Genomic DNA, 23,933 nt, shown 5'->3' with positions numbered 1-23,933 from the left:
GCTTGCCTATATTTTGGAAAAATAGAGCTCAAAAGATATAATTAGGCTGATTTTAACCCCCTTACACTGGCTTGAATTATTTATTAAATATGACCACTTTTTCTAATGATATCAAACCATTTAAGATAAACTTCAGCTCTTAAATGGATACCATCACGAGTGATGTCATCGGTTAATATGCCTGATGGCGCAAGATCTTTATTTAAATCAATGTAAGGTAAGTTAAGTTGCTTGGTATACGCGAGCAGTTTTTTATTTAATATAGCCACTTCGTTGTTTAACTCAGGTTTAGCCGTTAATAAGGTTGATTGAACAATAACGTTGATCTTGTTATGTGTTAATTTGGTGATAATTTTCTTATATCGCTCGAATATATAAGCCGATTTTTTATCATGCATAATGTCATTAATACCCAGCATAAGGTAAACAGTCTTAGGATTAAGCGCGATAACTTTATCAACTCGGTTTAATATTCCTTGTGATGTATCACCACCAATACCTCTATTCGCGACTCTTTTCTCGATAAAAGCTTCTGACCAACGTCCGCCATTTGTTAGGCTATCTCCTAGAAAAACCACGTCATAATTTTTAGATAAACCGTCAAACAGTTTTTGATGAGCTAAATTACCGTCATATTTGTATATTTTTTTTTCAGGAGTATTTTTTATTGCGTTAGCTTGCGTTGAAGTAAGCGGTTTGTCTTGTGCTATAGCGTGATTAATAATAAATACGCTAGTGATGACTAAAGAAATGAATGTTTTTTTGAACATTTTATTTACCTATTATTGATCTATTAACGCTTTATTGATTAACTTTTTAGCCATGAAACTGGCTAATTGGGAGTCGATTACTTTATTGATAGTAACGTGGCGGCGTTATTCACTCTGCTTATTTTGTATAGACGCTAAAATCACTATATTGCGCTGAACGTGTATACATATGACGTAATCCTACACGACCTTCTTGTGGGGATTGGTCTTTACTTAATGGCCATGAATATAGTTTGTTTTCGCCGCCGCCTTCAACGTTGAGGTGAAGTATTGACTTGGTTTTGATAACAGTGACTTTGTAAGTTACATTAGGGAGAAATAACCCTGTATTAAAGTAAGTCGGCTCTACTTCTGTTTGATGAAATGTTTTGTCATTAGTTATAGGGTATTTTCTTACGCGTAAATAATCATTTTCAGGATCGTCATTAACCATAGGAAATGCAGCATAACTAATATGCAATGGGGTCATATAATTATAATAAGTGCTCATCGTTGGTACTTCTCTAAAGCTATTCCATTGAGATATATCTTTATCAAAATTTGCTATACCAAGGCCTTGAGCTTGAATGTATAAGATGTTTACATTGATTATTTGTGTGTCGGTGCGTGTGTAGTTGTATTCAATTTTAATATCACCTTCAAAGGACGCTTTTGTCCAAAGTACAGTGTGGTGAGCGTCATCTCTGTTTGCTGATCCTGCAATTAAGTTCATGCCATTTTCTGATTGTTTAACGGTTGATATTAATCCGTCTTTAAACCAGTTTTTTTGCCAATTGCTTGTTCCTTTGTCAGATAATTTTAGTTTCCATGCAGCTAGGTTGCTTAATACTTCAAAGTTATTTTGTTGTTGAGTATCAATCTTTGAGCAGCTTACTAGTGACACTATTAAAAGACTTAATAAGCCGAGTTTAATTTCTTTTGTTTTATTTTTCATGGTGTTACTTTCTTATTTTTTTAATTAATTTATCAAGGTTCTATTAAAAAAATAACCACTGCGTTATTTTCATTATTACACAGTGGCTATAAGTAGATTTATTACGATTGAATATCAACCATATAATCTATGTACATGAAATACAGATAGGGCCAGTTATTTCTGAATTAATGGTGGTACCGTCTGAAAGGCTTATTTTGAACATGTACCAATAACTGGTAGCCTCGACAACGCCGGTATCGATAACTTGTCCACTTAAATCAACATTAGCTACTTTTGTTCGCCCGCTGGCGACGTCAACGGTGTTTCGAAATAGCTCTACATTAACAACATTATAAGGAAACCCCACTAAAGACCAATCTACATCAATAGCGGTACCGTTAGTATTTACAGCCATCGCTAAATTTGTTTCTTCTGTACTACTTAATATAATTGGACCTGAAATATCAGTGTTGATAGTTGAGCCATCTGATAATGTTATTTTGAACATATACCAAAAACTTGCATCGAGTGTAACACCTGTATCGGTGATCGATCCAATGGCCTCTACATCAGCTACTTTAGTGCGACCTGAAGTTGTTTCTGCGGTATTTCGGTATAACTCAACTTTGGATATATTATCGGGAAAGTTGTTCAGCTCCCAAGTTAAGTCAACGGTAGAATTTACGCTACCTAGAGCCATTGTTAAGTTAGTTTCGGGTGCTGTGCCGGGCACGATAATAGGTCCGGCTATTTCGCTGTTTAGCGTTTCTCCATTGGCAAATTGTATTTTGAGCATATACCAATATTGAGTACTCACTAAAATACTACTATCAGTAATTATACCCGATTTTTCAACGGCTTGAACTAAACTTCTTCCCGATGTTGCATTGATTGTGTTGCGAAAAAGTTCTACTTTGGTTGCTTCTTGAAGTAAGCCAGTTAGGTTCCAACTTATATCAATAGTCTCAGTGTCATTAACAGTTAACACTATGTTGGGTAGCACTGGCTCTACATCTGTTACGATAGTTAGATCACAAGGTTCAGCATAACATTGTATTTGGCTACAGTTACCTGCTGGGTTTGCGCAGTTGTCGTAAATATCAACATGGTTAAATGTTGTGTTATATATCTCACCGAAATTCACACCGTGATCGGCATTGCCGTACACTTGTAGGTTATCAAAAGTCGCATTGTGCAAGTTAGTGGCTCTGATACCGTGTCCTCTAGGGCTATTATAAAAACCACCCACATTTTCATCGGTTTGAGCCATGTAGACATCAGAAACTCTTCGATAATAAATATTATGAAATAAGTCTACTTCAGTATTACCATTGTTATGTAAATTTAAGTCTATGGCGGTAACATCTTGCGTGCCTTTAATATGAATTCCATGACTACAATTTTCTACTTCTAAATTTTTAATGGTGACGTCATTACACTCCAAGGCAACACCTACAGCAGGATCACCTTCACATTCGAAAAACACACCGATATGATCGTTTCTTAAGTCTTCACTGTTAGCATCTTGATTAATAGTACCTGTTATTTTAAAGTTTGATAATTCAACATTATCAGCTGTTGTTGTATAGAAAAGAGGGCTATCGATGGTATCTTTAACACTTTCATGCCATGTAACAACTGATGTAGAGCCTTTGCCCGCTATTTTTAGGTTATCAGCTAATAAAATGGTTTCAGTTAATAGGTATACTTGCTCTTTTAAGAGAACCGTATTGGTTCCTTTTTCGATCGCTTCAGCTACACAAAGTTGTAACTCATTACTTTCTATACAAAAGCCTTCAGAATCCAATGCGCCAACTATTTCTTCTTGTGCAGTTTCTTCGTTTTTTTCTTCACTGTTACAGCCAGATAAATTCATCACTAAAAGTAATGATAAAGGTAAAGAATAACGAATTAAGTGTTTATGTGATGTGATATAAGTTTTCATTATATTACTCTTAAAATTTTGATTTATAGGTTAAATAAATATCAATTTTGGGTGCCTACAAAGAGGAGTTGCAAATTGCAACCCCTAACTTTCATAGGATTCATTGAAATAAATTCAAAATGGAATGATGTGCACAATACACTTACTCTATTGTGCACATATATGAGCTATTAGAACTGGTATTGCGCTTTAACTATGAATGTTCTACCAAAGGTAGAGAATGATTGTAGACGAGCGCTTTCATAACGAGTACCATTCTCATAATCATTATTCACATTTATAGCGTCAAACGATAAGTTTAAATTATCAGTTAACTGATATCCCATTGAGAAATCCACTTGGTGTCTTTCTTTTTCTAATTTACCTGGATTTTCGCCTAGTGCACTATTATTTCCCCAAAAGAAACCGTCGTTCATGATATAAGGACTACGATGGTTTAAAGTTATACGTGCTGAGAAATTCTCATATTCATAAAAACCAATTAAGTTATAAGTTTCTTCAGATAAACTTGTTAAGGCTAGTTTATCTTCGCCGTTATCAGCTTTAATACTGGTATAGTTAGCAATTAAACCCAGACCGTTAAATGGGGCGGGTAAGAAGTCAAAAGTTTGGTTGTAACCAATTTCATACCCTTTATACGTTGTTTCACCATTCGTATTTCTTTTTCTACGAATTTCATATACAAATCCATCAATGTCCATACAACTTTGTGTTGCAGCATCATAAGATGCTTCATATGCAGAAGTATCTGGCGAAGCAAAACCGGCTAAACAAGCGTCTTCTTGTACTGTTTGGTTTTCGTATACATTTTTAAATACAGCTACAGTTAATGCACTTGATTCATTGAAGTACCATTCAGCACTTAAATTTTGAATCGTTCCTGTTGTTGCTGCCTTGAATACGTCACCTTCTACTACACTATATCGTTCATCGTCAGTGTTATAACCAATGCTTCGAGCGAAAGCTGCAGTGCCTCCGTCAGCACCTGGACGCTTCATAACTTTACCGATACCTGCTCTTAATACAATATCTTCAGTTAAGTCATAAGCAAGATTTAAAGAAGGTAACCAGTTATCATAGTCCATGTCAGCAGATTGTCGTTCATCAGACAATATACCACCATTATTTTCTATTATTTTTCTTGCTTCAGGTGTTAGTGCATAATCGATACTTGCACCATTAAATTCTGTGTGACGATCTGTCGAAGTGTATCTAATACCTATATCCCCCCGTAAACCACCATAGTTGAAATCAACTTCTACATAACTGCTGAATATATCTCTTTCCATTTCAAAAAAAGCAGAAGCACTTTCTCTTGTTGGGAAAGCTTCTATATCACCACAAGTACCTTCATAGCATAAGTCGCTATATAGGGAGTAGATGTCAGGAACTATAAAACCAATATCCATACCTGGATATTTGCCATGAGTGAAATCATCAACAACCTCATAGTTTTCAGATATGTTTCTTAATCCTGGTATGATGTTGTTAACTAAGTATTCTTCAGGTAAATAATGATCTGTTTGTGATTTTGAGAACGTTTGTCTTCTAACTTTAACCCCAGCTTTAATAGCATCAATCCCTTCAATATCTAATGTGTAATTAGCATCTAATTGAAATGCTATTTCATCATTTTTACTTGGCTTATGCTGAGCACTTAATCTCATTTTATCTAAATTATCGTTTTGCCACGTATTAGGATCATTTAAAGGATTAAAGTTTACATCTTCTAAACCAGTAACGCCTGGAATATTACCCGTAATAAATGTTGGGTCATCAGGAGTCATATCAACATACAAGTGTGTATTTAAGGCCGCTAATGTTTGGTGTGCCGTATATTTAAGTTCACCTGCCGTATAATGTACAACACCAGTTAATAGTAGATCATCAGTTACATTCCAATCAGCAGTAGTGGTTAAGGCGTAACTAGAACGCTCGTCCATTTCTCTTGTTTGACCACTTTCAACTTGAACATTTTCAACACCAAAAACATCCCATGTATTATTTGTGCTACTAATTAAATGTGTTGTTCCAGTATTTAATAATGGTACTAGTTGTTGTAAATACTTATCACGTTTATCTAATGCTAAGACACCATCCACGTTAATTTCAAGATTATTAGTGGCGATATATTGAAGAGCACCACTAAATAAATAACGTTTGGTGTCAGTATCTTCTCGACGATATCTTGGTCTATCAATTCGCTCTACGGGTATATCACCATCAGCGTTTGTTGTTTCGCCATTTAATTCTTCACCTGTGAAGCGTTGACCAAACATTAAATCATAACGCGAATTTAGTTCTTTATATCCCATATTCAGCATATAACCGAATGTTCCCTCATCATTCTGATTAAGATGAGTAAAACCTAAGCCTGGTGTTGTTTCACCTCGTACATCAGTATGATTAGCTTCAACTTTGATGAATGTTTTACTCTCATCAAAAGATAAAGGCTTCGCTGTACCTATATCAATAGTCCCAGAAAGATAATCTTCTTGTAATGAAGCTTTTGGTGATTTATATATTTTTATCTCTGATGCTAATTCTGATTGGACGATATCAAATCTAAAGCCACCATCATAGGTAGCACTCGCGAGAGCATTTCCATTAAGAGTTGTACCTACATAAGATGGACCCATTCCGCGTAAACTGACTAGCGCGCCACGTCCTTCGTCTCTTTCTATTTGAACGCCTGCAATTCGTTGGATAGATTCGGCAATATTTTCATCTGGCAAACTACCAATATCTTCAGAAGAAATAGCATCAACCACACCAGATTCGAAACGTTTAATCGCTAATGCCTTAGTTACACTAGCTCTGATTCCTGTAACCATTATTACTTCGACTTCTTGGTCACTTACTTTATTGTCGCTTTCTTGAGCTATTGCTTGTGGTGATAAGGCATACACAACAGCTAATGCTAAAGGTGATAGGTATAAATTTTTTTTATAAGTCTTCATTTTCATCCCCGTACTTTTATATTTATAATTGTTATCGTTAACTCAAGCGAAATGATTGCACGTAAAATGATTACTAGTCAACCAGTAATTTGTATTTATATTATGCTAATAACGCTAAAACTTTATTCTTATCATATTCTATTTCATCAAACCTATTACTTATCAGTAACTTGGTGTTTATTTTTAATTTTTGTATTTCCAAAATATATATATATTGTTTGTAAATTAGCTAACTGATTAATTTTTAAATAATTTAAATAAAATACAATTAACTGTTCGTTAACTATTGTTTTTTAAGGTATTTAAATAATATTTCACGCTTGATTATAAAAATAACGTTTAATTATAATATAAAAACAAAACCATATTGATATCGATAACAATTACAGTTATTATGACATCTTAACGAGGTTATTAACTCAATTAATAGCTAGCCATAAATATGTGTGGCAGCCTTTTAAATAATGAACTCATAAATACGGTAGTCGATATTGATATCTAATAGTAATAGAGGAAATGAAAATGAAAATTGCATTAATGAATGAATTTAGCCAAGCAGCGAAGAACCCTATTATCGTTGAGCAGTTGAATACTGTTGCAGCGAAAGAAGGCCATAGTGTTTTTAATGTAGGTATGAAAAACGATGATGATCATCGTTTAACTTATATCCATTTAGGGATTATTGCTGGGATATTATTAAATTCAGGTGCTGTTGATTTTGTTGTTGCAGGTTGTGGAACTGGGCAAGGAGCTTTAATGTCTTTAAATGCACACCCAGGCGTAACTTGTGGGTACTGTATTGACCCATCAGACGCTTATTTATTTGCACAAATAAATAATGGTAATGCTCTGGCACTTTCATTTGCTAAGGGATTTGGTTGGGGAGCAGATTTAAATATTCAGTATATGTTTGAAAAAGCGTTTAGCGGGGTTAAAGGTCAAGGTTATCCACCTGAGCGTAAGGCGTCGCAAGTGGCTAATGCTGGAATTTTAAACAGTGTAAAAACCGCTATCGCTAAAAATTACTTAGAAGCATTAAATGCAATTGATGAAGAATTAATTTTAACGGCTATTGGTGGTGAAGTATTCCAAAAATGTTTCTTTGAAAACGCTAAAGATGAAAAGCTTATTGCATTTGTTAAGCAAAAACTACAAACCGTATAAATCATCTATAATTTTATTCCACTTTAAATAGAAGCAGGTCATCGGCTATCAATACAACATTGGTAGCTAGCACTGTCTTCATTATTAAATGAAATACACATCAGGGGCTTCTGACTTTTCATGATTGAAATAATTAATCGTCAATAATCAGCGCCCTAGAAAACTAAACCAAATAGCCGGTATTACTTATGAATCAACCTTTCAATGTTGTAGGTCTTGGAGAGGCGCTTTGGGATATCTTTCCTGATAGTGCTCGCTTTGGCGGTGCTCCCACAAATATGGCTTGTATTCTTTCTGGAATAGCAAAGCATGATGTCTCCGTGAAAATGATAAGTGCTGTAGGTAAAGATACTTTGGGTAATGATGCGATTGAGGCATTAGTAAAGCACAATGTTGATACATCATTCATTCAAGTTAATGCTTTCCCTACCGGTACTGTTCACATTAATCTAGATGAACTACATCAAGCTACTTATACTTTTGCTGAGAACTCAGCTTGGGATCATTTAGTTTGGGATGACCAATTACATAATATTGCCAAAAATACACAGGCCGTATGCTTTGGAAGCTTGGCTCAGCGTAATGAAACTTCTCGTATCACCATCATGAATTTCTTAAAGGCAATGTCTGAAAGTGCCATTAAAGTCTTTGATGTTAATCTTAGACCACCTTTTTATACGAAAGACATCATTCTTAACTCACTTAACTTAGCAAATGTGCTTAAGTTAAACGAAGAGGAATTACCTTTTATCGCCGAGCTCATGGGGATTTCGGGAAACGAAAGTAGCTTATTAAAAGAAGTACAAAAATTATTTGAGTTAACGAGTATTATTTTTACTAAAGGAGAAGAGGGCTCTATTTTAATACATCGCGATGAACTAATTGAAGTACCTGTTATCCCCACTTCTGTGATTGATACCGTTGGTGCAGGAGACTCATTTACAGCGGCTTGTATTTTGGGGCTGCTACGTAATGAAAAGCTTACTGATATCGCTAAGTTTGCCGCATATATTTCTTCTTATGTTTGTTCACAACGAGGTGCAACGCCGGAACTACCTCAATCAATGTTTGTATTTAACTAGGAGATAATCAATGGATTATTTAAGTTGTGACTTTTTGATGCCTCATAGCCAGAGTATCTTAGATTTTTATACCCCACGAGTTATAGATAAAAATGGTGGCTTTTTTCATAATTACTATAATGATGGAACATTGTTTTTAAAAGACCAAAAACATTTGGTGAGTAGTACCCGCATTATTGTAAATTATGCACTTGCAGCAATTACATTTAAAAACACAGACTATTTGGATATTGCAAAGCATGGTTTAGATTACCTTGAAAATATACACTGGCAACCACTAACTAAAACCTATGCTTGGACTATTAAAGACAATAGCCCTGAGGATATGACTCAGCAAGCGTATGGCTATGCTTTTGTCTTATTAGCATATGCAGCTGCCAAGAAAGCCTCAATTATTACAACAGACGAAAAGCTGTTAGAAACTTATGAATTATTAGAAGATAAATTTTGGCAAAAGGAGCATGGTTTATACGCAGACGAAATTAATTCTGAAGGTGTACTGTCTGACTACCGAGGCCAAAATTCTAATATGCATTTGTGTGAAGCGATGATTTCTGCTTATGAAGCGACAAAAAATTCTCTTTTTTTAACAAAAGCAAAACTGTTAGCCTATAACATTACCGTTCAACAAGCTGAGAAAACAGATGGTTTAGTTTGGGAACACTTTGACATAAATTTTGAAGTCGATTGGGATTACAATAAAAGCGATCCTAAAAACCTTTATCGTCCATGGGGTTTTCAACCCGGTCACCAAATAGAATGGGCTAAACTATTATTGATCCTTAATCGACATTATCCAGAACAGTGGTTAGTTAAGCGTGCTGTAGGTTTATACGATCGGGCTTATGATATATCTTGGGATTCAAAATACGGTGGCTTGATTTACGGTTTTGATCCCCAAGGAAAGTGGTGTGATGACGACAAATATTTTTGGGTACAAGCAGAGAGCTTTGCAACTGCTGCTTTATTATATTCCGCCACTAACGATCCTAAATATTTAGAACAATATAATGCTATTTGGGATTACAGTAATGAGTATTTTGTTGATAAAGAACATGGTGCTTGGTTTCGATTACTTAGTCGAGAAAATACTAAGTATTCAAATGAAAAGAGTAGTGCGGGGGCTAAATGTGATTATCATACTCTAGGTGCATGTTTTGAAGTGATTAGATCTATTAATGATACTAACCCTTTATAAATAACAAAAATTTTGTAACTAGCCTGTTTAAAAAAAGTTATTCAGGGCAGGCTATTTCTATATTTTAAGTAATATTCGTAAATTCATATTTTACCTATCTTAGGATAAATTTTAAATTAGTCTGCCGTAATAGCTACCGCTTGTGACATATATAATGAATACTAACTACACTATTTCAAATCCATTTTTAACATGCACCATTAATTCAATGGGAGCGGAAATAAAGAGCTTACGTTCTAAATCTGACAATATTGAATATATTTGGCAGGCAGACCCTACTATTTGGTCGGGATCTGCACCTATATTATTTCCAGTTGTGGGTCGGTTGAATCAAGGTAAGTATAGTATTGATGGCATAGAATATGCCTTGAAAACTCATGGCTTTATAAAAGAGCAAAATTTTAGCTTAATTGATAAAACAGAAAGAAGTATTAGATTAAGAAGCATTTCTAACACATCAACGATGCAATATTATCCTTTTAAATATGAGTTTGACGTTTTATTTACTTTAACCAAATCATCACTAACCGTTACTTATGAAGTAGTTAACTGTGATAGCAAAGATTTATATTTTGCTATCGGTTCACATCCAGCTTTTGCGCTAGATCCTGACGATTTAAAATCAGGAAAATATCATTTAACTTTCGATAAACAAGAGAAAGAATGGTGTCAGTTAATAGTTAATGATTTATTATCTTCAACTAAATATAGTATAAAAACATCAAATAAAACGTTGCTTTTAACTGAAAAATTATTTGATAGAGACGCTCTTATATTTAGAGATATTTGCTCATCGTCTATTACTTTATCAAATTCCTCTGAGCCTGTATTATCGCTTGATATGGGAACAAACAAACACTTAGGGCTTTGGGCAAAACCTAATGCGCCTTATGTCTGTATTGAACCATGGACATCGACGGATGAATCTATAACAACGCCTTTAGAGTTAAAAGAAAAGCCAGACATGCTATGCCTTAGTCCCAATTCTAAAGGTATTAATTTCTATCGTATAAATATACTTTGAATAATAATTTTAGCAAATTTTGCCTGATCTATAGCTTTCAACCATGAAAGCTGTGATATACAATTATCTTTTAAAAGTTTATTCTGCTAAATCATGATGGCTTTTATAGTCACCTGTGTTGTCAAAAGTACGTTGTTCAGGTAAATCGCTTATGACCTGTAAGATCTTTTGACCACTTAATGCCTTTGTTAAGGTAAAACCATCATACAACTTTCCATCTGTGGTAAATGATTGATATATTAAGTTATTATTGGTTTTTTTAATTACCTGATAAGTAGGAGTATTCTCGCCTATACGTTCAAGAGTTACACCATAATGACTATATTCTTGCCACCGTGTCGGTTTTTGAGGATAGGTTTTAGGGCCTGCAACTGATGTCACAAATACCGATTTAACTTTTTTAGGTGACGCATGGCTGGCCAATACGGCAATATCTTCTTTTGTACCAATGCTACCACGGGCATAGGTGTGATCATGCCCTTGTAGTACTAAGTCGACATTATGTTTCAATAATATAGGTAAGAAAGCCGCTCTAATTTCAGGCTCATCTTGACCTGGAGTATTTAAGGGTACACCACAAGATGAAAATATGGGATGGTGCATAGTTACAATACGCCATTGTGTGGTGCTATGTTGTAGTTGATCATCTAGCCATTCAGCTTGTGCTTGTAATAAGGCAACGTCACCTTGAGCTTCAGAGTTAAGTACAAAAACATCTAAGTCGGGGTAATGTGATACGTAAACAGTTTCTTGTAATGCATTAGGTAAACTAGGAGCAGGAGGCAATGTGAATTGATCTTGCCAAAGTGTTGAAAGCGCCCAATTTTTCTGAGTGCTCGCCTTTGTACTCGTTTTTATACTGTTATTTGTATTTTCATTAGCTTGTACTTGCCAATCATATTCGTGGTTTCCGGCGACTAATACCGCAGGGAGCATGCCATGTATAAAGCGCCCAGCATTAAGCCAGTTTGACCATTGCTTATCATTCGCTCCTTCGTTTACTAAATCCCCAGCGTAAATAGCAAATTCAGCATTGGTTGCGTTTTTCCAAGCCCGTCGTAAAACCATTGGCCAATGAGAGTAAATGCCGTTTTGTGCATCACCAAAATAGAGAAATTCGACATCTTTATTCACTGTTACCGGCGAAGTTTTAATTTGTTGCCAAGGCGACCATTTACCTTTGCTACCACTAACACGGTAGTTATATAGGGTATCTGGAGATAAGTTTTTAAAGGTAATTGCATGATAATTAACATCGGGCAATTTATCATTAGCAGGGTACTTAAATTCCCCTTGATTATTTTTACCTTGTTTTAAAGATACAATACTGGTGATTGCGTTAACGGTACTGGCACGCATATCAAATCTGGCATCTGAATTTGCTTTAACTATTTGCCCATAAGTACTATCGATAATGTTATTGGTTCGCCAAGTAATTGAAATACTTGTCGCCGGATCTTCTGTCGCTGTGGCAATAATACGATCTGGCCATGAAGAGGCCAATTGATAGGGTGTTTCTGATTTAGATACTTGCGGCGTATTAGCCAATGCAGCATTTGATATAAGTAAGGGTAGAGCTAAGCAAAAAAAACAAGTTGATGAAGTCATAAAGTCACCTGAAAATGTACTAACACTTAATAGAAAAGCGTCACAACAATATGAGACGCTTTATGGTAAGAAAATAACGCCCTGATTAAGGGCACGTTATTTATATTGGTGGTTAAAATGCGTAGCTAATACCACCACCATAAGTTGCTGGTGCACCAACTAAGCGAGAGCCACTATTGAGTTCAAGAAAGTAAACTTCATCAGTAATATTGCGGCCATAAGCATATAAATTTAAACCATTGTTCAATGTTACATCCACACGTAATCCAAGTAAGCTGTACGAAGGCGTTGTGTTTCCGTCACCCGCGTTTAAACGATTAGACTCTTCACCGTGGTAGCTGTAATTAAGGCGTGCATTTAACTGAGTATTGTTAGCGAATGACGTTTCATAATTAAGTGCGGCCGTTTGGCTCCATTTGGGTGAGCCAGGAAGTGGATCGCCAATGGTGCTGATAACATCATTCACACGATTTGAATTAAATTCAGTAATCTCAGTATCTAAATAAGTACCTGCAGTATTGAAGGTAACTCGATGACTATCTTGTTCAAACAAAGTAACCGCTAGTGAGGCTTCGGCACCGCGAACGGTAGCTTTACCTACGTTTGTTCTACCGTTTGTATCATTCGATAAACGTGCTGTCGCTTGTAATTCTTCAAAGTCATAAGAAAATAGGTCCAAGGTAAAATTGACCGTGTCGTTTACATAACGTGCTCCTGCCTCGTAAGCAAATACTTCTTCTGATTCAAAAGGCTGCGTTTCTTCTTCTGAAAAAATAGAAGTACCGTCAAAGCCACCACCACGATAAGCCGTACTGACAGAAGCAAATACGTTAAAGTTGTTGTTAACAAAATATTGCACAGCTAATTTTCCTGACACGTTGCTGTCGTCAAATTGTCGATCCCAAGAAAAGTTAGCATCAGTGTTAAAAGTATCTTCAAATATCGATAATCCCCAAGGATCTGCATCAATGTTTTCACCACGAAATTTAGCGCTATCTTTGGTGTAACGTAGGCCAGCACTAAGTACTAAATCGTTTGATACATTCCAGTCAAGATTACCAAAAGTAGCAACACTATTACGACGTTGATTATAAGGGGAGCTGTACTGAGACAATACAGCATAGCTGGTCCAGTTACTGGTAAAGTCAACAGAATCGTTGATAAAAAAGGCACCTGCTATCCAATCAAATTGGCCGCCAGTACTATCACTTAACCGTATTTCTAACGATGTTTGATTCAAACTATCATCAAAATTGTATTGATAGCGCGGGAAAGAAGTACCATCACCATTTCCACTAACGTTACGATCACTACTTTGAAGTGCAAATAGCACATCTAAATTTAAATCTTTATCTAATTGACGACTGAAATCACCTGAAAATCCGCTTACGTCTATTTCGTGTGAATAATATTCACTGGCATAGAATTCATAAGGATTATCGTTTTCACCGGCATTAAGAGCAGAAGTATCATCATCGAATGCAATGCGATCATATTGGCGAGTATCGCCACGGTTTTGGCTAACAAAATAGTGTAAGGTTAACGATGTTATATTATCAAATTCATATTCAGCAGTGCCTCGAAAAGCAAATAAATCAGCATCACCAAAACCATCACGTTCACCGGGATCTGTCACCGCAGGAATAATTCCTTCAGTACCTTCAGGTACGAACCCAGCAAAATCACCCGCGCCTTTACCATCCATAAAGCCACCACCTTGCTTCATTAATACTGCAACCCGTACACCTAAATTATCTGATACTGGGCCACCTACAGCAGCGCTACCAGAAACAAAGTCGTATGAGCCATATTCAATATCTGCATAACCGTTTAAGGTATCACCTGGGGCACGCGTAATTGCATTAATTGTACCGGCTGTGGTATTGCGACCATATAACGTGCCTTGCGGTCCTTTAAGTACTTCAATACGTTCTAAATCAAAAAGTGGCATACTTAAATAAGCATTAGAGGTTTGGTAAATACCATCAACATGCAGAGCAACTGATGGGTTACCATTAGGTTTGTAATCATCAGCACCACCAATACCACGAATAGTGATAAAGCTGTTTTCAGGGCCCCCAAAAGCTGAATTGATTGATATGCCCGATAAACTATCGATTAGGTCGGTGAAATCAGTGACACCTTGAGCTTTTAATTCATCGCCACCTAGTACTGAAATTGCTACGGGCGTATCTTGTAAGCTGCTCTCGCGTTTAAGGCCAGTAACCACAATTTCATCCATTGGGGCTTGATAGTTAGCAGCACGTTTATTAGGTGAAGCAGGGCTTAAGTCTGCTTTTTTTATGATGATGGCACCACTTGGTTGTTCTTGTGCTATTAATCCACTGTCGAGTAATAATTGGTCAACGGCTTCAATAACTGTCAGTTTACCTATTGCAGCAACGGCTTGTTTATCACTAACTAAGCGACTTGGTGCAATAATCACGGTTCCTGTTTGTTGAGAAAGCTGATTAAGCGCTTGACCTAAAGGTTGAATGGAAATATTTATTTCAGCTTGTTGTGCAAATACATGTTGAGGCGTTAAAGAAGCAAGTGCGCCACTAAAAAGTGCAAACTTAATAGAGCTACTGAGTAATGTTTTCATAATGTATCTTCCGGTTAATTAATAGAGGTTCGTTACAAGAGTCATCAAGAAGAATTTTTTTTCAGTAAATGTTGATGTTTAACAAAAGCTTCATAAATTAAAGCTTATGAAAAACGTCCAGAGCACCTATCTAATATGGCTTATCATTGATTTTTGTTATTACAGTACGATTTACTTCTTCTGTTAACTTAATAGGATAAGCAGCAACTAATCCTGATAGAACAGAGTCAATTTGATCAAAAGTAAATGATGCGGTGATAGGCAGATGATTGATGCTTTCATCTGAAACAATAATAGGTTTTGTAACGTAACGATTAATATCTACAATGACATTTTTAAGCGGTATATTGTCGTAAATTAATCGTGAATTTAGCCAAGAAAATTCTGTTTCCGGGTCAAAATTAGTAACACCATTAACAAATGCGCCATGAATATCAGCACGTAATTGTTGGTTTGGATGCAACTGAACCACTTTTTCATCTTTACTACCATACTCAGGTAAATCAGCTACATCGACAAGCCCACGTTGTACTGAAATTTTTAACTCATTGTCAGTACTATATTCAACTTCAAATGCTGTACCACGAACCCGAACTTCAGTATGTTGAGCTGACACTGAAAAAACACGTTCTGAATCATGAGTTACGTCGAAATAAGCACTACCTTTACGCAGTGATATACGCCTTTCATGTTGATTTATATCCACCAAAATACTGGAATTTCCTGCTAACGTAACCGCGGTACCATCACTTAATGTAACCGTTTTGTTTTCACCTATAGGTGAAGTAAACACTATTTCAGATGCCGTAACTTTCATGGTTTTAGGTGCTTGAAAAGTATTGTTAACAACTAAAAACAAAGCACTCGCGGCAATACCACTTAGCCATAACGCTGATTTAGTGAGTATAGATTTTGATTTTGTTGTCGGTAACGAAGTAGGTTTTCGTATTGTATATTGTGCTAGCCATTCTACCGATGAATCTGTCGCTCCTATGCTTTGCCAAACTTTGTATGACTGGCTAAATGCTTGTCTATTCACATCATTTTTATTTACCCATATTACAAATTCATCACGTTTTTTTTGTGTAGTTTCGCCTGAATATAAATAGATAAGCCATTCTCTTGCTTGATCTTTTACCGTGTTAGCTTGATTTTCTTTGTGTTGATCTGTCATGATTTGTACTCGTCGGGTAGGGCGCTTGCAAGTGAATTACTACTAGTATTTTTAACTAACTTATCGTTATTGTTGCTAGATGATTCTTCGTCAATCGCTTCTAAAACAGACATTGCTGTATTTAATTGACGGCATATATCAGCAAGACTCCAGCCTGTATCTGCAGCAATTTGTGCGTATGTTTGACCTTTAATTCTGGCGCGCATTAATATATCGCGTTGTTTATTAGTGAGTTGTTCAGTAGCTTTTTGAATAACGTGAATACGTTGTTCACTCTGCAAAATACGTTCAGGGCAAAATGTGTCAACTTGGTCTTCATCAATTTGCAGTTGTTCGGTAATAAATTCTCGCGCTTTGCATAAATGACCAATCGATTTAAGCGTAATGTTGATAGCTATTTTTATGATATATGCTTTGGGATCATGTATTTGCTCAGGATTATTCATTTGTGCAAAACGGCTAAATGCTTCTTGGGCAACATCTTCTGGCTCTGGAGGGCCTGAGCCATAGCACTTATGTAACAATCGACAAACATCTAACCAGTGATCACGAAATAAAGTATCAATGGTCTGTGTTTTAGCTGACTTTGTTTTTAGCGTATGGATGGTTGCAGATTTAGCAGAAGTTTCTTTAACATCTGAATTGACAAAAAATAACGGTACATTGGATAGTGCTTTATTCATTTAAGGTTAACTCAATAGCAATGAAAATCGGCAGGATATTATCGGGGTTTTATGACAAGGTTATGACACTAAAGGTTTCTGTAAGTGAATTAATAAAAAATTAATATATAGACCGTCAAACTTTAATATTTCCATTTTTGTGAATTGTCGCGATGAGATAATTATATTTCAAAGCTGATTAATTAAATGTGTAGATCAATTTGATAATGAGAAATTTAAAAACGTTAATGCAATCAAATTAGTTTTGGTTACTTGATGTTTAGGTTAGCTCTTAACGAATAAAACAACACATGAAGAATGAGTTACCAGTTAAGTAAAATTAAAAAGATGTTGGTATTAGCGGATATTTTATTACTAATGATTACTAAATTGAGTATTATTTTGGTGAGGCTCTGTAAATTCTGACGGATAGTTATAGCTAAAGTTATTCAGATTTCACAGAGCGTTCGATTTGATAATTAGCAAAGTAATGACAATATTAAGGTTAAACCCAGTACTTTAACAATTATACACTATGTCCAGTACTAAATAGTATCGGATTTAGTGGGGGGGGGGTGTTTATACTAGAAGATCTATTTAATAGTTTTCACTAGCTTCTCCTCATTGCTCAGGCTTCCCATTCCTCGTCGTACGTTCAAGCTATCAAGGAAGAAAAAATTTTCAGGATTGATGAAGTTTTCAAATACAGTATAAAATTAAATTTTAATTTTAATATTAAAGCGAAATATACTCTTTCATCAGCCCAATAGTTTATCCAGACATCTAAAGTGAATAATCTCCTCAAACATCGCACGCTAATCGAATTACGATAGAACAAAGATTTTACCGTTTAGCTGCATGCTACGTATTATGGATGAAATTTGATGATTATGTTTTTCACAGTAATACTGTAAATAATCACAGTTTTAATTAAAAAGGACTCTATTTTGATCAAGTCTCACTGTATAATCAATAAAACACAATTAAAAGAGGAGGAAAAAATGGACGATTATTCAAAAGTAATTCTAGAATTATTGCTGATAATAAAAGCATTTATAAAGCAAAAAAAATAAAAAGCTTAGAAATCTTGGCGGATTATATACACTAAGCTAATTATTTTTATTTATAATACTATAAAGCACTCACTTGTGGGTGCTTTTTATTGATGTTTTTCTGGTACCCGAACTATTAATTGACCACTCTTTAACTAAAAAAGGATCTTAAATGCCTCAAGAAATAATACAAACAGCTAATGAATGGGTTCCTGTTGTAGATAACCTAATAAAAATGCTATCCCAAGTTTTGTGACTGGGTTTGTCGCTTTAAGAATTGCATACAACAATGCTAAAAAAGATTTGAAAATAGTTGAGTTGAATCAAAAAAAAGACATAAGGATTGCTATTTTTGAAAATAAATCAAAAATAATAAACGATATAGCTGAAATAATAGAAGAGTATTTTAATGCTGCGGACGAATTAGTCTCGCACCCTTTAGGGAATATACTAGTCCATAGGGATAACTCTAAATCAGCTGTAGCAATAGATAAGGATAGATTTTCTCCTGCAATGGAAACTCTCAACGAAAAGTATAAAAATAAAGGTAGAGCCCTTTCAAAAATAAAAATGTTAGGAATAACAGAGGCTGAATCAGCAATATTAAAACATGAAAATGTAATAAGAAAATTCCAGACTAAAGCTGTGGATTTAATTCATGATGAGAACTCAGTGATCACTCTAAAAGAGGCTCAAGAATTTAAAGAAGATGCACAAAAAGCAAGCTCGGAATTCTATACAGCACTTAGTGAATATGGTGAAACATTAAAAGATTAAAACAAAATTATTAAATTTTTCTTTATATATCAAACATAAAAGTAGTAGAATGTTAAAAGTTAGCCGTAAATTGGTAGTCAAAACCTGACATATATAACCTTTTAAAATATGTATTTTAATAAGTTATAATTTTATGCGTTTAGAAGATGCTTTATTGGTTAATTAAATCTATTAATCAATGGTTTACGTTATTTTTTTATTGTTTTTTTTGCACGAAAAACTGATTTCGTGACCATTGAGACTGAAAAATTAACAAGAGCCAGTGCTATTAAGTGCTGATGTACTTGGACTACGAGTGCTATTTTTCCCCTAAATTCTTCTCTTTGCCACTTATCAAAATACTCTTCATTACTGGCCTTAATTTTTTGAGAGGCAAAATCTCTGACAAATACCTAAGTAATCACCTATGTATCAGCACCTTTGTTTTTTAGCACAGGTTTCATTAAAATTGGCTGTACAATGTTTATAAACTAACTTTTAGTTATTATTTAAACAATTAAGCGTGCTTTATATTGTTATTAGAATAATTTGCTTCTAAATGCCCTACTCGTTTAGTTTAGCTTAGATCAGCATAAGTATGATCGGGCATAAATAAGTCAGGTTGTATAAACGCCCTACTTTTCAATGCTATCGCACTTAACTTCAGGCAGTAAATTTATTTCTCTCGGCAACTATTGTAGTCATTTTCATATAAAATTAGTTAAATTTCAATAATGAGATTTACATGCTTAAACTTTAACGTTAAAGGAAATACTCACCCCCATTACAATATCAAGCGCGTTAAGGTGGACTTCCTCGCTGAACATAGATCTTGAATCATTGGGTTTCATAACAACATTTTCTTCAGTGATTCTGACTCTTTCAGCAGACATTTTTTCAGCTTGTTCAATTACGTCCATGACATGAATTCGGCCAACAACGTCTTCTTTGGTATATAATTTATTATTTCCTGGTGCTTGTGTCTGTGTTTTATTAGTCGCTGCGGCAACATTTAAAAAATCAGTTGCTTCAATCAATTTATCACTAGCGTTAAGTTTGGCTTTTAAGTAGTTATATTCTTCTTGTGTTAGATCATGATCAATGACATCTATTTCGTCGCCTGTGTTGGTAAAATCAAATTTTTTATTAAGTAAGTTGGGCTGCTCTTTTGCCACCTCCGCTAAAATACGCTGCGTTTCAGAGACCATGTCAGCAGCAGAAGTTTCTTTTTTTTCCCAAAAGTCAGCTATTTCTTTAAGATCTTTCTTTAAAGCTACTTTTTCATCAGCAGTAAGTTGATTTGTTTCTACTTTAATAGTTGCCGCACTTTGTTGTGATGAAGTTGCTATCGTATCGTTAGAGGTATGGGGAATACTTTGTGTCTTTGACGGGCTTACTTGCATACTATTAATTTGTTGTGCTTGTGTAGGCGAGTTCATTGAAGTAAGTATTGGAGTTGATGCTGACGTAATAGGTTTCATGTTCTCTTCCTTTTGAACGTTATTTATAAACTTGGTTTAACAGGTTATCGGTCGTTTTTTTATTAACTTAAGCCATTTATTTTGAATGTAGAAGAAAAAGCTAAGGGAGTTTACTGTTTATTCAATTCTTAATGAAGAACTAGCCAACAAAAAAGAAGGCTAATGCCGATTTCGAGGGGATGGGCACAAAACCCCTAAATCAAAATATACTGTAAATATATACAGCTACCTATGATATGATCACCTTTATAGTTTTTATTAATATCCGCACAATTGTTAGTTATCATTATTTTAGGAATGTTTATGAGTCATAAACTTTTTAGTACACAAACAGCCTCAGACATTTATTTACTTTCTTTACAGTCTAAACAAAGTCGAGTCACAATAAAATCGCTGCTGAATATTATTGCCTTTCGATTTGGTAAGCATGAACGACATCAAGATTATGATTGGTCACAATTACATTATGAAAATGTATTAATGTTATTGTCAGATTTATCTAATGAAGGAAAGTCCCCTGCCACGATTAATGTTTATCTTTCAGCGCTTAAAGGTGTCGCAAAAGAGGCGTGGCGCAAGCAGTTATTATCCGTTGAAACATATCAGCACATAAAAGAGATAAAACGTTTTAAAGGTACGCGTAGTATCAAAGGTCGTGCATTAGATCTTGAAGAACTCAACACCTTAATTGATTATTGCATGGCACAAGAAGGTGTTATTGCGATGCGCGATGCAGCGGTTATTGCTCTAGTTTATGGCGCAGGTTTACGTAGACACGAAGCCGCTAGCCTTATGTTGTCTGATTTAAATGTTAAAGAAGGCTCGATCAAAGTGATGGGAAAAGGAAATAAAGAACGTATCAATGCCCTGCACGATCGAAATTTAGAAATTATTGATACCTGGTTAGATGAACGAGGCTTAGCACCCGGACCTTTATTCTTAAGGGCAAGAAAAGGTAATCGTCTGATAAATCAGCCTATTTCGGGACAAACAATTTACGATGTGGTTATTCGTCGCTATAAAGAAGCCGGTTTACAACGCTTAACACCCCATGATTTACGCAGAACATTCGCAACAAAGCTGTTAGAAAATGGGGAAGACGTATTTTTAGTGCAAGATTTAATGGGCCACACCTCTGTTGAAACCACCAAAAATTATGATATGCGCGATGAAAAAGCGAAAACAAAAGCCGCCAAAGCACTACCTTTTTAACTTATAAATTGGTATTACTAGAGTTCTAACAGTGTTAAAGCCATATTATGCGTAATGATATGTTCTTGTTTAAGTGTTTTTTGTAAGCTAGATGTTACTGAAAATATGGGCTGCCACGTGGGTTTATGCTGAAGTTGGCTGTGTGCTTTTATGTACTTATTTTGTAAAAATTGAATAGAAGCGCCCTGCTTAAACCATTCTTCTTCGCTGCCTTCAAGCCTTTCAACGACTTGCTTGAAGTCTTCAATATTCTTAATTGTTAACCAGTAGTCGGCTTGACTTGTTAGCGCAATTTCAATGCCTTTTGGGTCTACATCACTAAAACAGATCCGCTGGTGATGGTTAAAACGGCGAAAAAATTGATAAGCCGTACTCGTACTTTGCTGTTTTTTAATATCGCCTCGATACACCCACAATGCATCCACTAGTTCCTCATGAATCGAGGTTAAATTTAATGTCGATAAACTTGCCATAACAGCAAGATTTTCGACAAAAACAATAGCTTTATGCTCAATCGATAGAATATCGTCGGCTTTAACATAAATACCTAATGACGTTAAAGGGGATAATTGAAGACTGGTTTGATTTACTTTTATATCGGATAAGCTATTAATTAATATGAAATCTTTACTAACAGGCAAGCTATTGATTTTTTCATTGCGATTATTACTGGCGTTAATATTTCTACTTTGTTGCTCTGGGTAAGCATCGTGCCTTATATCAACATTAAGTATTTTTTGTATGCGTTTACTTAGCGCTAAAATATCATCAAGACTAAAACTTAAGTGACTTTTACTTAAATCAAGGTGACCAAAATTATGCTCGCTGTATAACTTTGTAGCCAAAGCGGTATTTTTTATTCTACCGCCTTGCCTATGCTTTTGTAGTTTGTCTTGAGTAAAATTATAAAGCGATTTATTCATTTTTTTACCTACTTAACAGTCTAAGCAACTATATGTTTAATGGTAACTTTTACGTTCTTTTATGTTAAGTTACGGTAGTTCACGTCAGTTACGCATGCGTTTCTAGGTCAGGTTTTAGCTCTGGTTTTAACTCTGCTTTCAAGTCAATAACCACATCACTATAACGGTAATTATCCGTAGTGCCGCTAACGGCAACGCCTTTCATTTTGATATTAAGGGCATTTTGTTGCGCACTAGTTAACTTACAGTAACAACTAAACACCAGTTCTATCCAGGCCTTTGGCGCAATAGTTTGTGATTGTTCAAGCCAATTATTTTGATATGTTTGATAATAGCTCAATGCCGAAACCGGCGTATTATTAATAATCACATGTTCAAACAATAACTCTGTTTGTTGTTCAAAAAAGTCTTCTTCAGCGGCAAGTTTTTCTATCGCATCAACACTCACTTCGCTGGTTGTTCTTGCCTTTAATGGCGTAACAACCGCTTGCTTACGTAATGAATGTACTAATTCTAGTAATGGCTGCTCAATATCCGTTTGTTTCGTATCAACATAACTTTTTAGTGGCATGGATGGCGAATACTTGAGGTTTTCAGGTAAGTTTGGTAGCTCAAATAAATGCTCATCAAGATCAAATTCAGGATGCTTTCTTAAAAAACGAGCCATGTTACGTAATTGGCTGGCTTGTTTCTCATCTCGACGTAAACGGAATAAGCTAATGCGCATGTTATCAATAATCAAACGCAGCTTTGGTAATATTTGGTTATACCAATAAACAAAACTTGATATTTTACGCGCAAACTCATTAGGACAAGCCCAATCTAACCACTCATAACAATCATGTGGATCAATTTGTTGTAGTTCATTTAGCAGTTTTTGTGCATGCGACAAATAGCGTTCATTTTGACGTATTTTATTAGACAGACTGGTCACAAAACCAAACTGACTAACAATGGCAAAATGCATGGTGTCTAAATTATTATTTAAACTGTCTTTGGTTTCATAAAGTAAATCATCAAGTTGGTCTAAGTAATATTCAGCATCTTCTTGCTCTTTCGCCAATGTTGCTAATTGATAATCTTTTACTACTTCTTCAATAGCATCAATAACTTTACCCATGTCGGTCAATTGTCGATAGCTGCTTTGCTTGCGCATGAGTCGGTTTAGCATGCGTTTAAGATCAGTGGTTACTCGATATTCACCAGGAGAGTCATCGGGTCGGATCAAGCCAGATTTATGTAATAAACTAATGGTGTTCGCATCTTGCTCGTCACTTGCAATTGAACCATAAACATAGGCACTAGCAAGTAAGTCGTTGTACGCGCCAATTTGTCTCAGTAAACTGGCCACTTGATTAGAATCAAAACCTGCCATTACAAGTCACCTATAAGGCGATTATT

Annotated in this window: 17 protein-coding genes; 6 read left to right on the top strand and 11 right to left on the bottom strand. The window is 35.3% G+C overall.

Annotated features, from left to right (window positions below):
- Positions 1–83: 83 nt before the first annotated feature.
- The 4 genes from GQS55_RS10345 to GQS55_RS10330 form a co-directional block, all read right to left on the bottom strand.
- Positions 84–770, bottom strand: coding sequence for a GDSL-type esterase/lipase family protein (locus GQS55_RS10345; protein WP_159820358.1), 687 nt, complete (start codon positions 768–770; stop codon positions 84–86).
- A gap of 118 nt (positions 771–888) precedes the next feature.
- A complete protein-coding gene (locus GQS55_RS10340) occupies positions 889–1,704 on the bottom strand; it encodes a hypothetical protein (protein WP_159820355.1) in 816 nt (271 codons plus the stop codon).
- A gap of 127 nt (positions 1,705–1,831) precedes the next feature.
- Positions 1,832–3,631, bottom strand: coding sequence for a hypothetical protein (locus GQS55_RS10335; protein WP_159820353.1), 1,800 nt, complete (start codon positions 3,629–3,631; stop codon positions 1,832–1,834).
- A gap of 170 nt (positions 3,632–3,801) precedes the next feature.
- Positions 3,802–6,591 carry a TonB-dependent receptor gene (locus tag GQS55_RS10330; protein ID WP_159820351.1) on the bottom strand — a complete coding sequence of 930 codons (2,790 nt, stop codon included), beginning with the start codon at positions 6,589–6,591 and terminating at the stop codon, positions 3,802–3,804.
- A 522-nt stretch (positions 6,592–7,113) separates the two neighbouring features.
- On the opposite strand from GQS55_RS10330, the gene GQS55_RS10325 reads away from it, so the two are divergent.
- The 4 genes from GQS55_RS10325 (at position 7,114) to GQS55_RS10310 (ending at position 11,059) form a co-directional block, all read left to right on the top strand.
- Complete coding sequence (locus tag GQS55_RS10325) at positions 7,114–7,755, top strand: RpiB/LacA/LacB family sugar-phosphate isomerase (RefSeq protein WP_159820349.1); 642 nt, start codon at positions 7,114–7,116, stop codon at positions 7,753–7,755.
- A gap of 188 nt (positions 7,756–7,943) precedes the next feature.
- Positions 7,944–8,837: a carbohydrate kinase family protein gene (locus GQS55_RS10320; protein WP_159820347.1), complete on the top strand. Its 894-nt coding sequence runs from the start codon at positions 7,944–7,946 to the stop codon at positions 8,835–8,837.
- Positions 8,838–8,847: 10 nt separating this feature from the next.
- Entirely contained in the window at positions 8,848–10,035 is a 1,188-nt protein-coding gene (locus GQS55_RS10315) for an AGE family epimerase/isomerase (protein WP_159820345.1), read from the top strand.
- Between the two features lie 154 nt (positions 10,036–10,189).
- Positions 10,190–11,059 carry an aldose 1-epimerase family protein gene (locus tag GQS55_RS10310; protein ID WP_159820343.1) on the top strand — a complete coding sequence of 290 codons (870 nt, stop codon included), beginning with the start codon at positions 10,190–10,192 and terminating at the stop codon, positions 11,057–11,059.
- Positions 11,060–11,137: 78 nt separating this feature from the next.
- Here the strand turns inward: GQS55_RS10310 and GQS55_RS10305 are convergent, their stop codons facing one another.
- From GQS55_RS10305 to GQS55_RS10290, 4 genes are all read right to left on the bottom strand, one after another.
- Entirely contained in the window at positions 11,138–12,667 is a 1,530-nt protein-coding gene (locus GQS55_RS10305; RefSeq protein WP_159820341.1) for a purple acid phosphatase family protein, read from the bottom strand.
- A 112-nt stretch (positions 12,668–12,779) separates the two neighbouring features.
- Positions 12,780–15,272 carry a TonB-dependent receptor domain-containing protein gene (locus GQS55_RS10300; RefSeq protein ID WP_159820339.1) on the bottom strand — a complete coding sequence of 831 codons (2,493 nt, stop codon included), beginning with the start codon at positions 15,270–15,272 and terminating at the stop codon, positions 12,780–12,782.
- Positions 15,273–15,402: 130 nt separating this feature from the next.
- Positions 15,403–16,446: a FecR family protein gene (locus tag GQS55_RS10295; protein ID WP_159820337.1), complete on the bottom strand. Its 1,044-nt coding sequence runs from the start codon at positions 16,444–16,446 to the stop codon at positions 15,403–15,405.
- Entirely contained in the window at positions 16,443–17,129 is a 687-nt protein-coding gene (locus GQS55_RS10290; RefSeq protein WP_159820335.1) for an RNA polymerase sigma factor, read from the bottom strand. Before GQS55_RS10290 ends, GQS55_RS10295 begins: the two co-directional genes overlap by 4 nt.
- A 1,283-nt stretch (positions 17,130–18,412) precedes the next feature.
- Between GQS55_RS10290 and GQS55_RS10285 the strand changes: the two genes are divergently transcribed.
- The gene (locus GQS55_RS10285) at positions 18,413–18,937 is read left to right on the top strand and encodes a hypothetical protein (protein WP_159820333.1); all 525 of its coding nucleotides are present in this window, start codon (positions 18,413–18,415) and stop codon (positions 18,935–18,937) included.
- Positions 18,938–19,665: 728 nt separating this feature from the next.
- Here GQS55_RS10285 and GQS55_RS10280 read toward each other — a convergent pair.
- Positions 19,666–20,397: a hypothetical protein gene (locus GQS55_RS10280; RefSeq protein ID WP_159820331.1), complete on the bottom strand. Its 732-nt coding sequence runs from the start codon at positions 20,395–20,397 to the stop codon at positions 19,666–19,668.
- Positions 20,398–20,700: 303 nt separating this feature from the next.
- On the opposite strand from GQS55_RS10280, the gene GQS55_RS10275 reads away from it, so the two are divergent.
- The gene (locus GQS55_RS10275; RefSeq protein WP_159820329.1) at positions 20,701–21,609 is read left to right on the top strand and encodes a tyrosine-type recombinase/integrase; all 909 of its coding nucleotides are present in this window, start codon (positions 20,701–20,703) and stop codon (positions 21,607–21,609) included.
- A 17-nt stretch (positions 21,610–21,626) separates the two neighbouring features.
- On the opposite strand, the gene GQS55_RS10270 is transcribed toward GQS55_RS10275, so the two are convergent.
- Together GQS55_RS10270 and GQS55_RS10265 are read right to left on the bottom strand one after the other, a co-directional pair.
- Positions 21,627–22,532: a DUF7281 domain-containing protein gene (locus GQS55_RS10270; protein ID WP_159820327.1), complete on the bottom strand. Its 906-nt coding sequence runs from the start codon at positions 22,530–22,532 to the stop codon at positions 21,627–21,629.
- 88 nt (positions 22,533–22,620) lie between these two features.
- Complete coding sequence (locus tag GQS55_RS10265) at positions 22,621–23,907, bottom strand: hypothetical protein (RefSeq protein WP_159820325.1); 1,287 nt, start codon at positions 23,905–23,907, stop codon at positions 22,621–22,623.
- Positions 23,908–23,933: the final 26 nt, after the last annotated feature.

The organism is Colwellia sp. 20A7, from assembly GCF_009832865.1.
In the GTDB taxonomy this organism is placed as follows: domain Bacteria; phylum Pseudomonadota; class Gammaproteobacteria; order Enterobacterales; family Alteromonadaceae; genus Colwellia.
Note: the sequence above shows the minus strand (reverse complement) of the source record. Positions and strands in the feature narration are given on the sequence as shown.

Coding starts and splice junctions, on each gene's coding strand:
- GQS55_RS10340 (WP_159820355.1), bottom strand. CDS start 1,704: ATGAAAAATAAAACAAAAGAAATTAAACTCGGCTTATTAAGTCTTTTA.
- GQS55_RS10335 (WP_159820353.1), bottom strand. CDS start 3,631: ATGAAAACTTATATCACATCACATAAACACTTAATTCGTTATTCTTTA.
- GQS55_RS10270 (WP_159820327.1), bottom strand. CDS start 22,532: ATGAATAAATCGCTTTATAATTTTACTCAAGACAAACTACAAAAGCAT.
- GQS55_RS10325 (WP_159820349.1), top strand. CDS start 7,114: ATGAAAATTGCATTAATGAATGAATTTAGCCAAGCAGCGAAGAACCCT.
- GQS55_RS10300 (WP_159820339.1), bottom strand. CDS start 15,272: ATGAAAACATTACTCAGTAGCTCTATTAAGTTTGCACTTTTTAGTGGC.
- GQS55_RS10320 (WP_159820347.1), top strand. CDS start 7,944: ATGAATCAACCTTTCAATGTTGTAGGTCTTGGAGAGGCGCTTTGGGAT.
- GQS55_RS10280 (WP_159820331.1), bottom strand. CDS start 20,397: ATGAAACCTATTACGTCAGCATCAACTCCAATACTTACTTCAATGAAC.
- GQS55_RS10310 (WP_159820343.1), top strand. CDS start 10,190: ATGAATACTAACTACACTATTTCAAATCCATTTTTAACATGCACCATT.
- GQS55_RS10330 (WP_159820351.1), bottom strand. CDS start 6,591: ATGAAGACTTATAAAAAAAATTTATACCTATCACCTTTAGCATTAGCT.
- GQS55_RS10265 (WP_159820325.1), bottom strand. CDS start 23,907: ATGGCAGGTTTTGATTCTAATCAAGTGGCCAGTTTACTGAGACAAATT.
- GQS55_RS10315 (WP_159820345.1), top strand. CDS start 8,848: ATGGATTATTTAAGTTGTGACTTTTTGATGCCTCATAGCCAGAGTATC.
- GQS55_RS10290 (WP_159820335.1), bottom strand. CDS start 17,129: ATGAATAAAGCACTATCCAATGTACCGTTATTTTTTGTCAATTCAGAT.
- GQS55_RS10305 (WP_159820341.1), bottom strand. CDS start 12,667: ATGACTTCATCAACTTGTTTTTTTTGCTTAGCTCTACCCTTACTTATA.
- GQS55_RS10295 (WP_159820337.1), bottom strand. CDS start 16,446: ATGACAGATCAACACAAAGAAAATCAAGCTAACACGGTAAAAGATCAA.
- GQS55_RS10345 (WP_159820358.1), bottom strand. CDS start 770: ATGTTCAAAAAAACATTCATTTCTTTAGTCATCACTAGCGTATTTATT.
- GQS55_RS10275 (WP_159820329.1), top strand. CDS start 20,701: ATGAGTCATAAACTTTTTAGTACACAAACAGCCTCAGACATTTATTTA.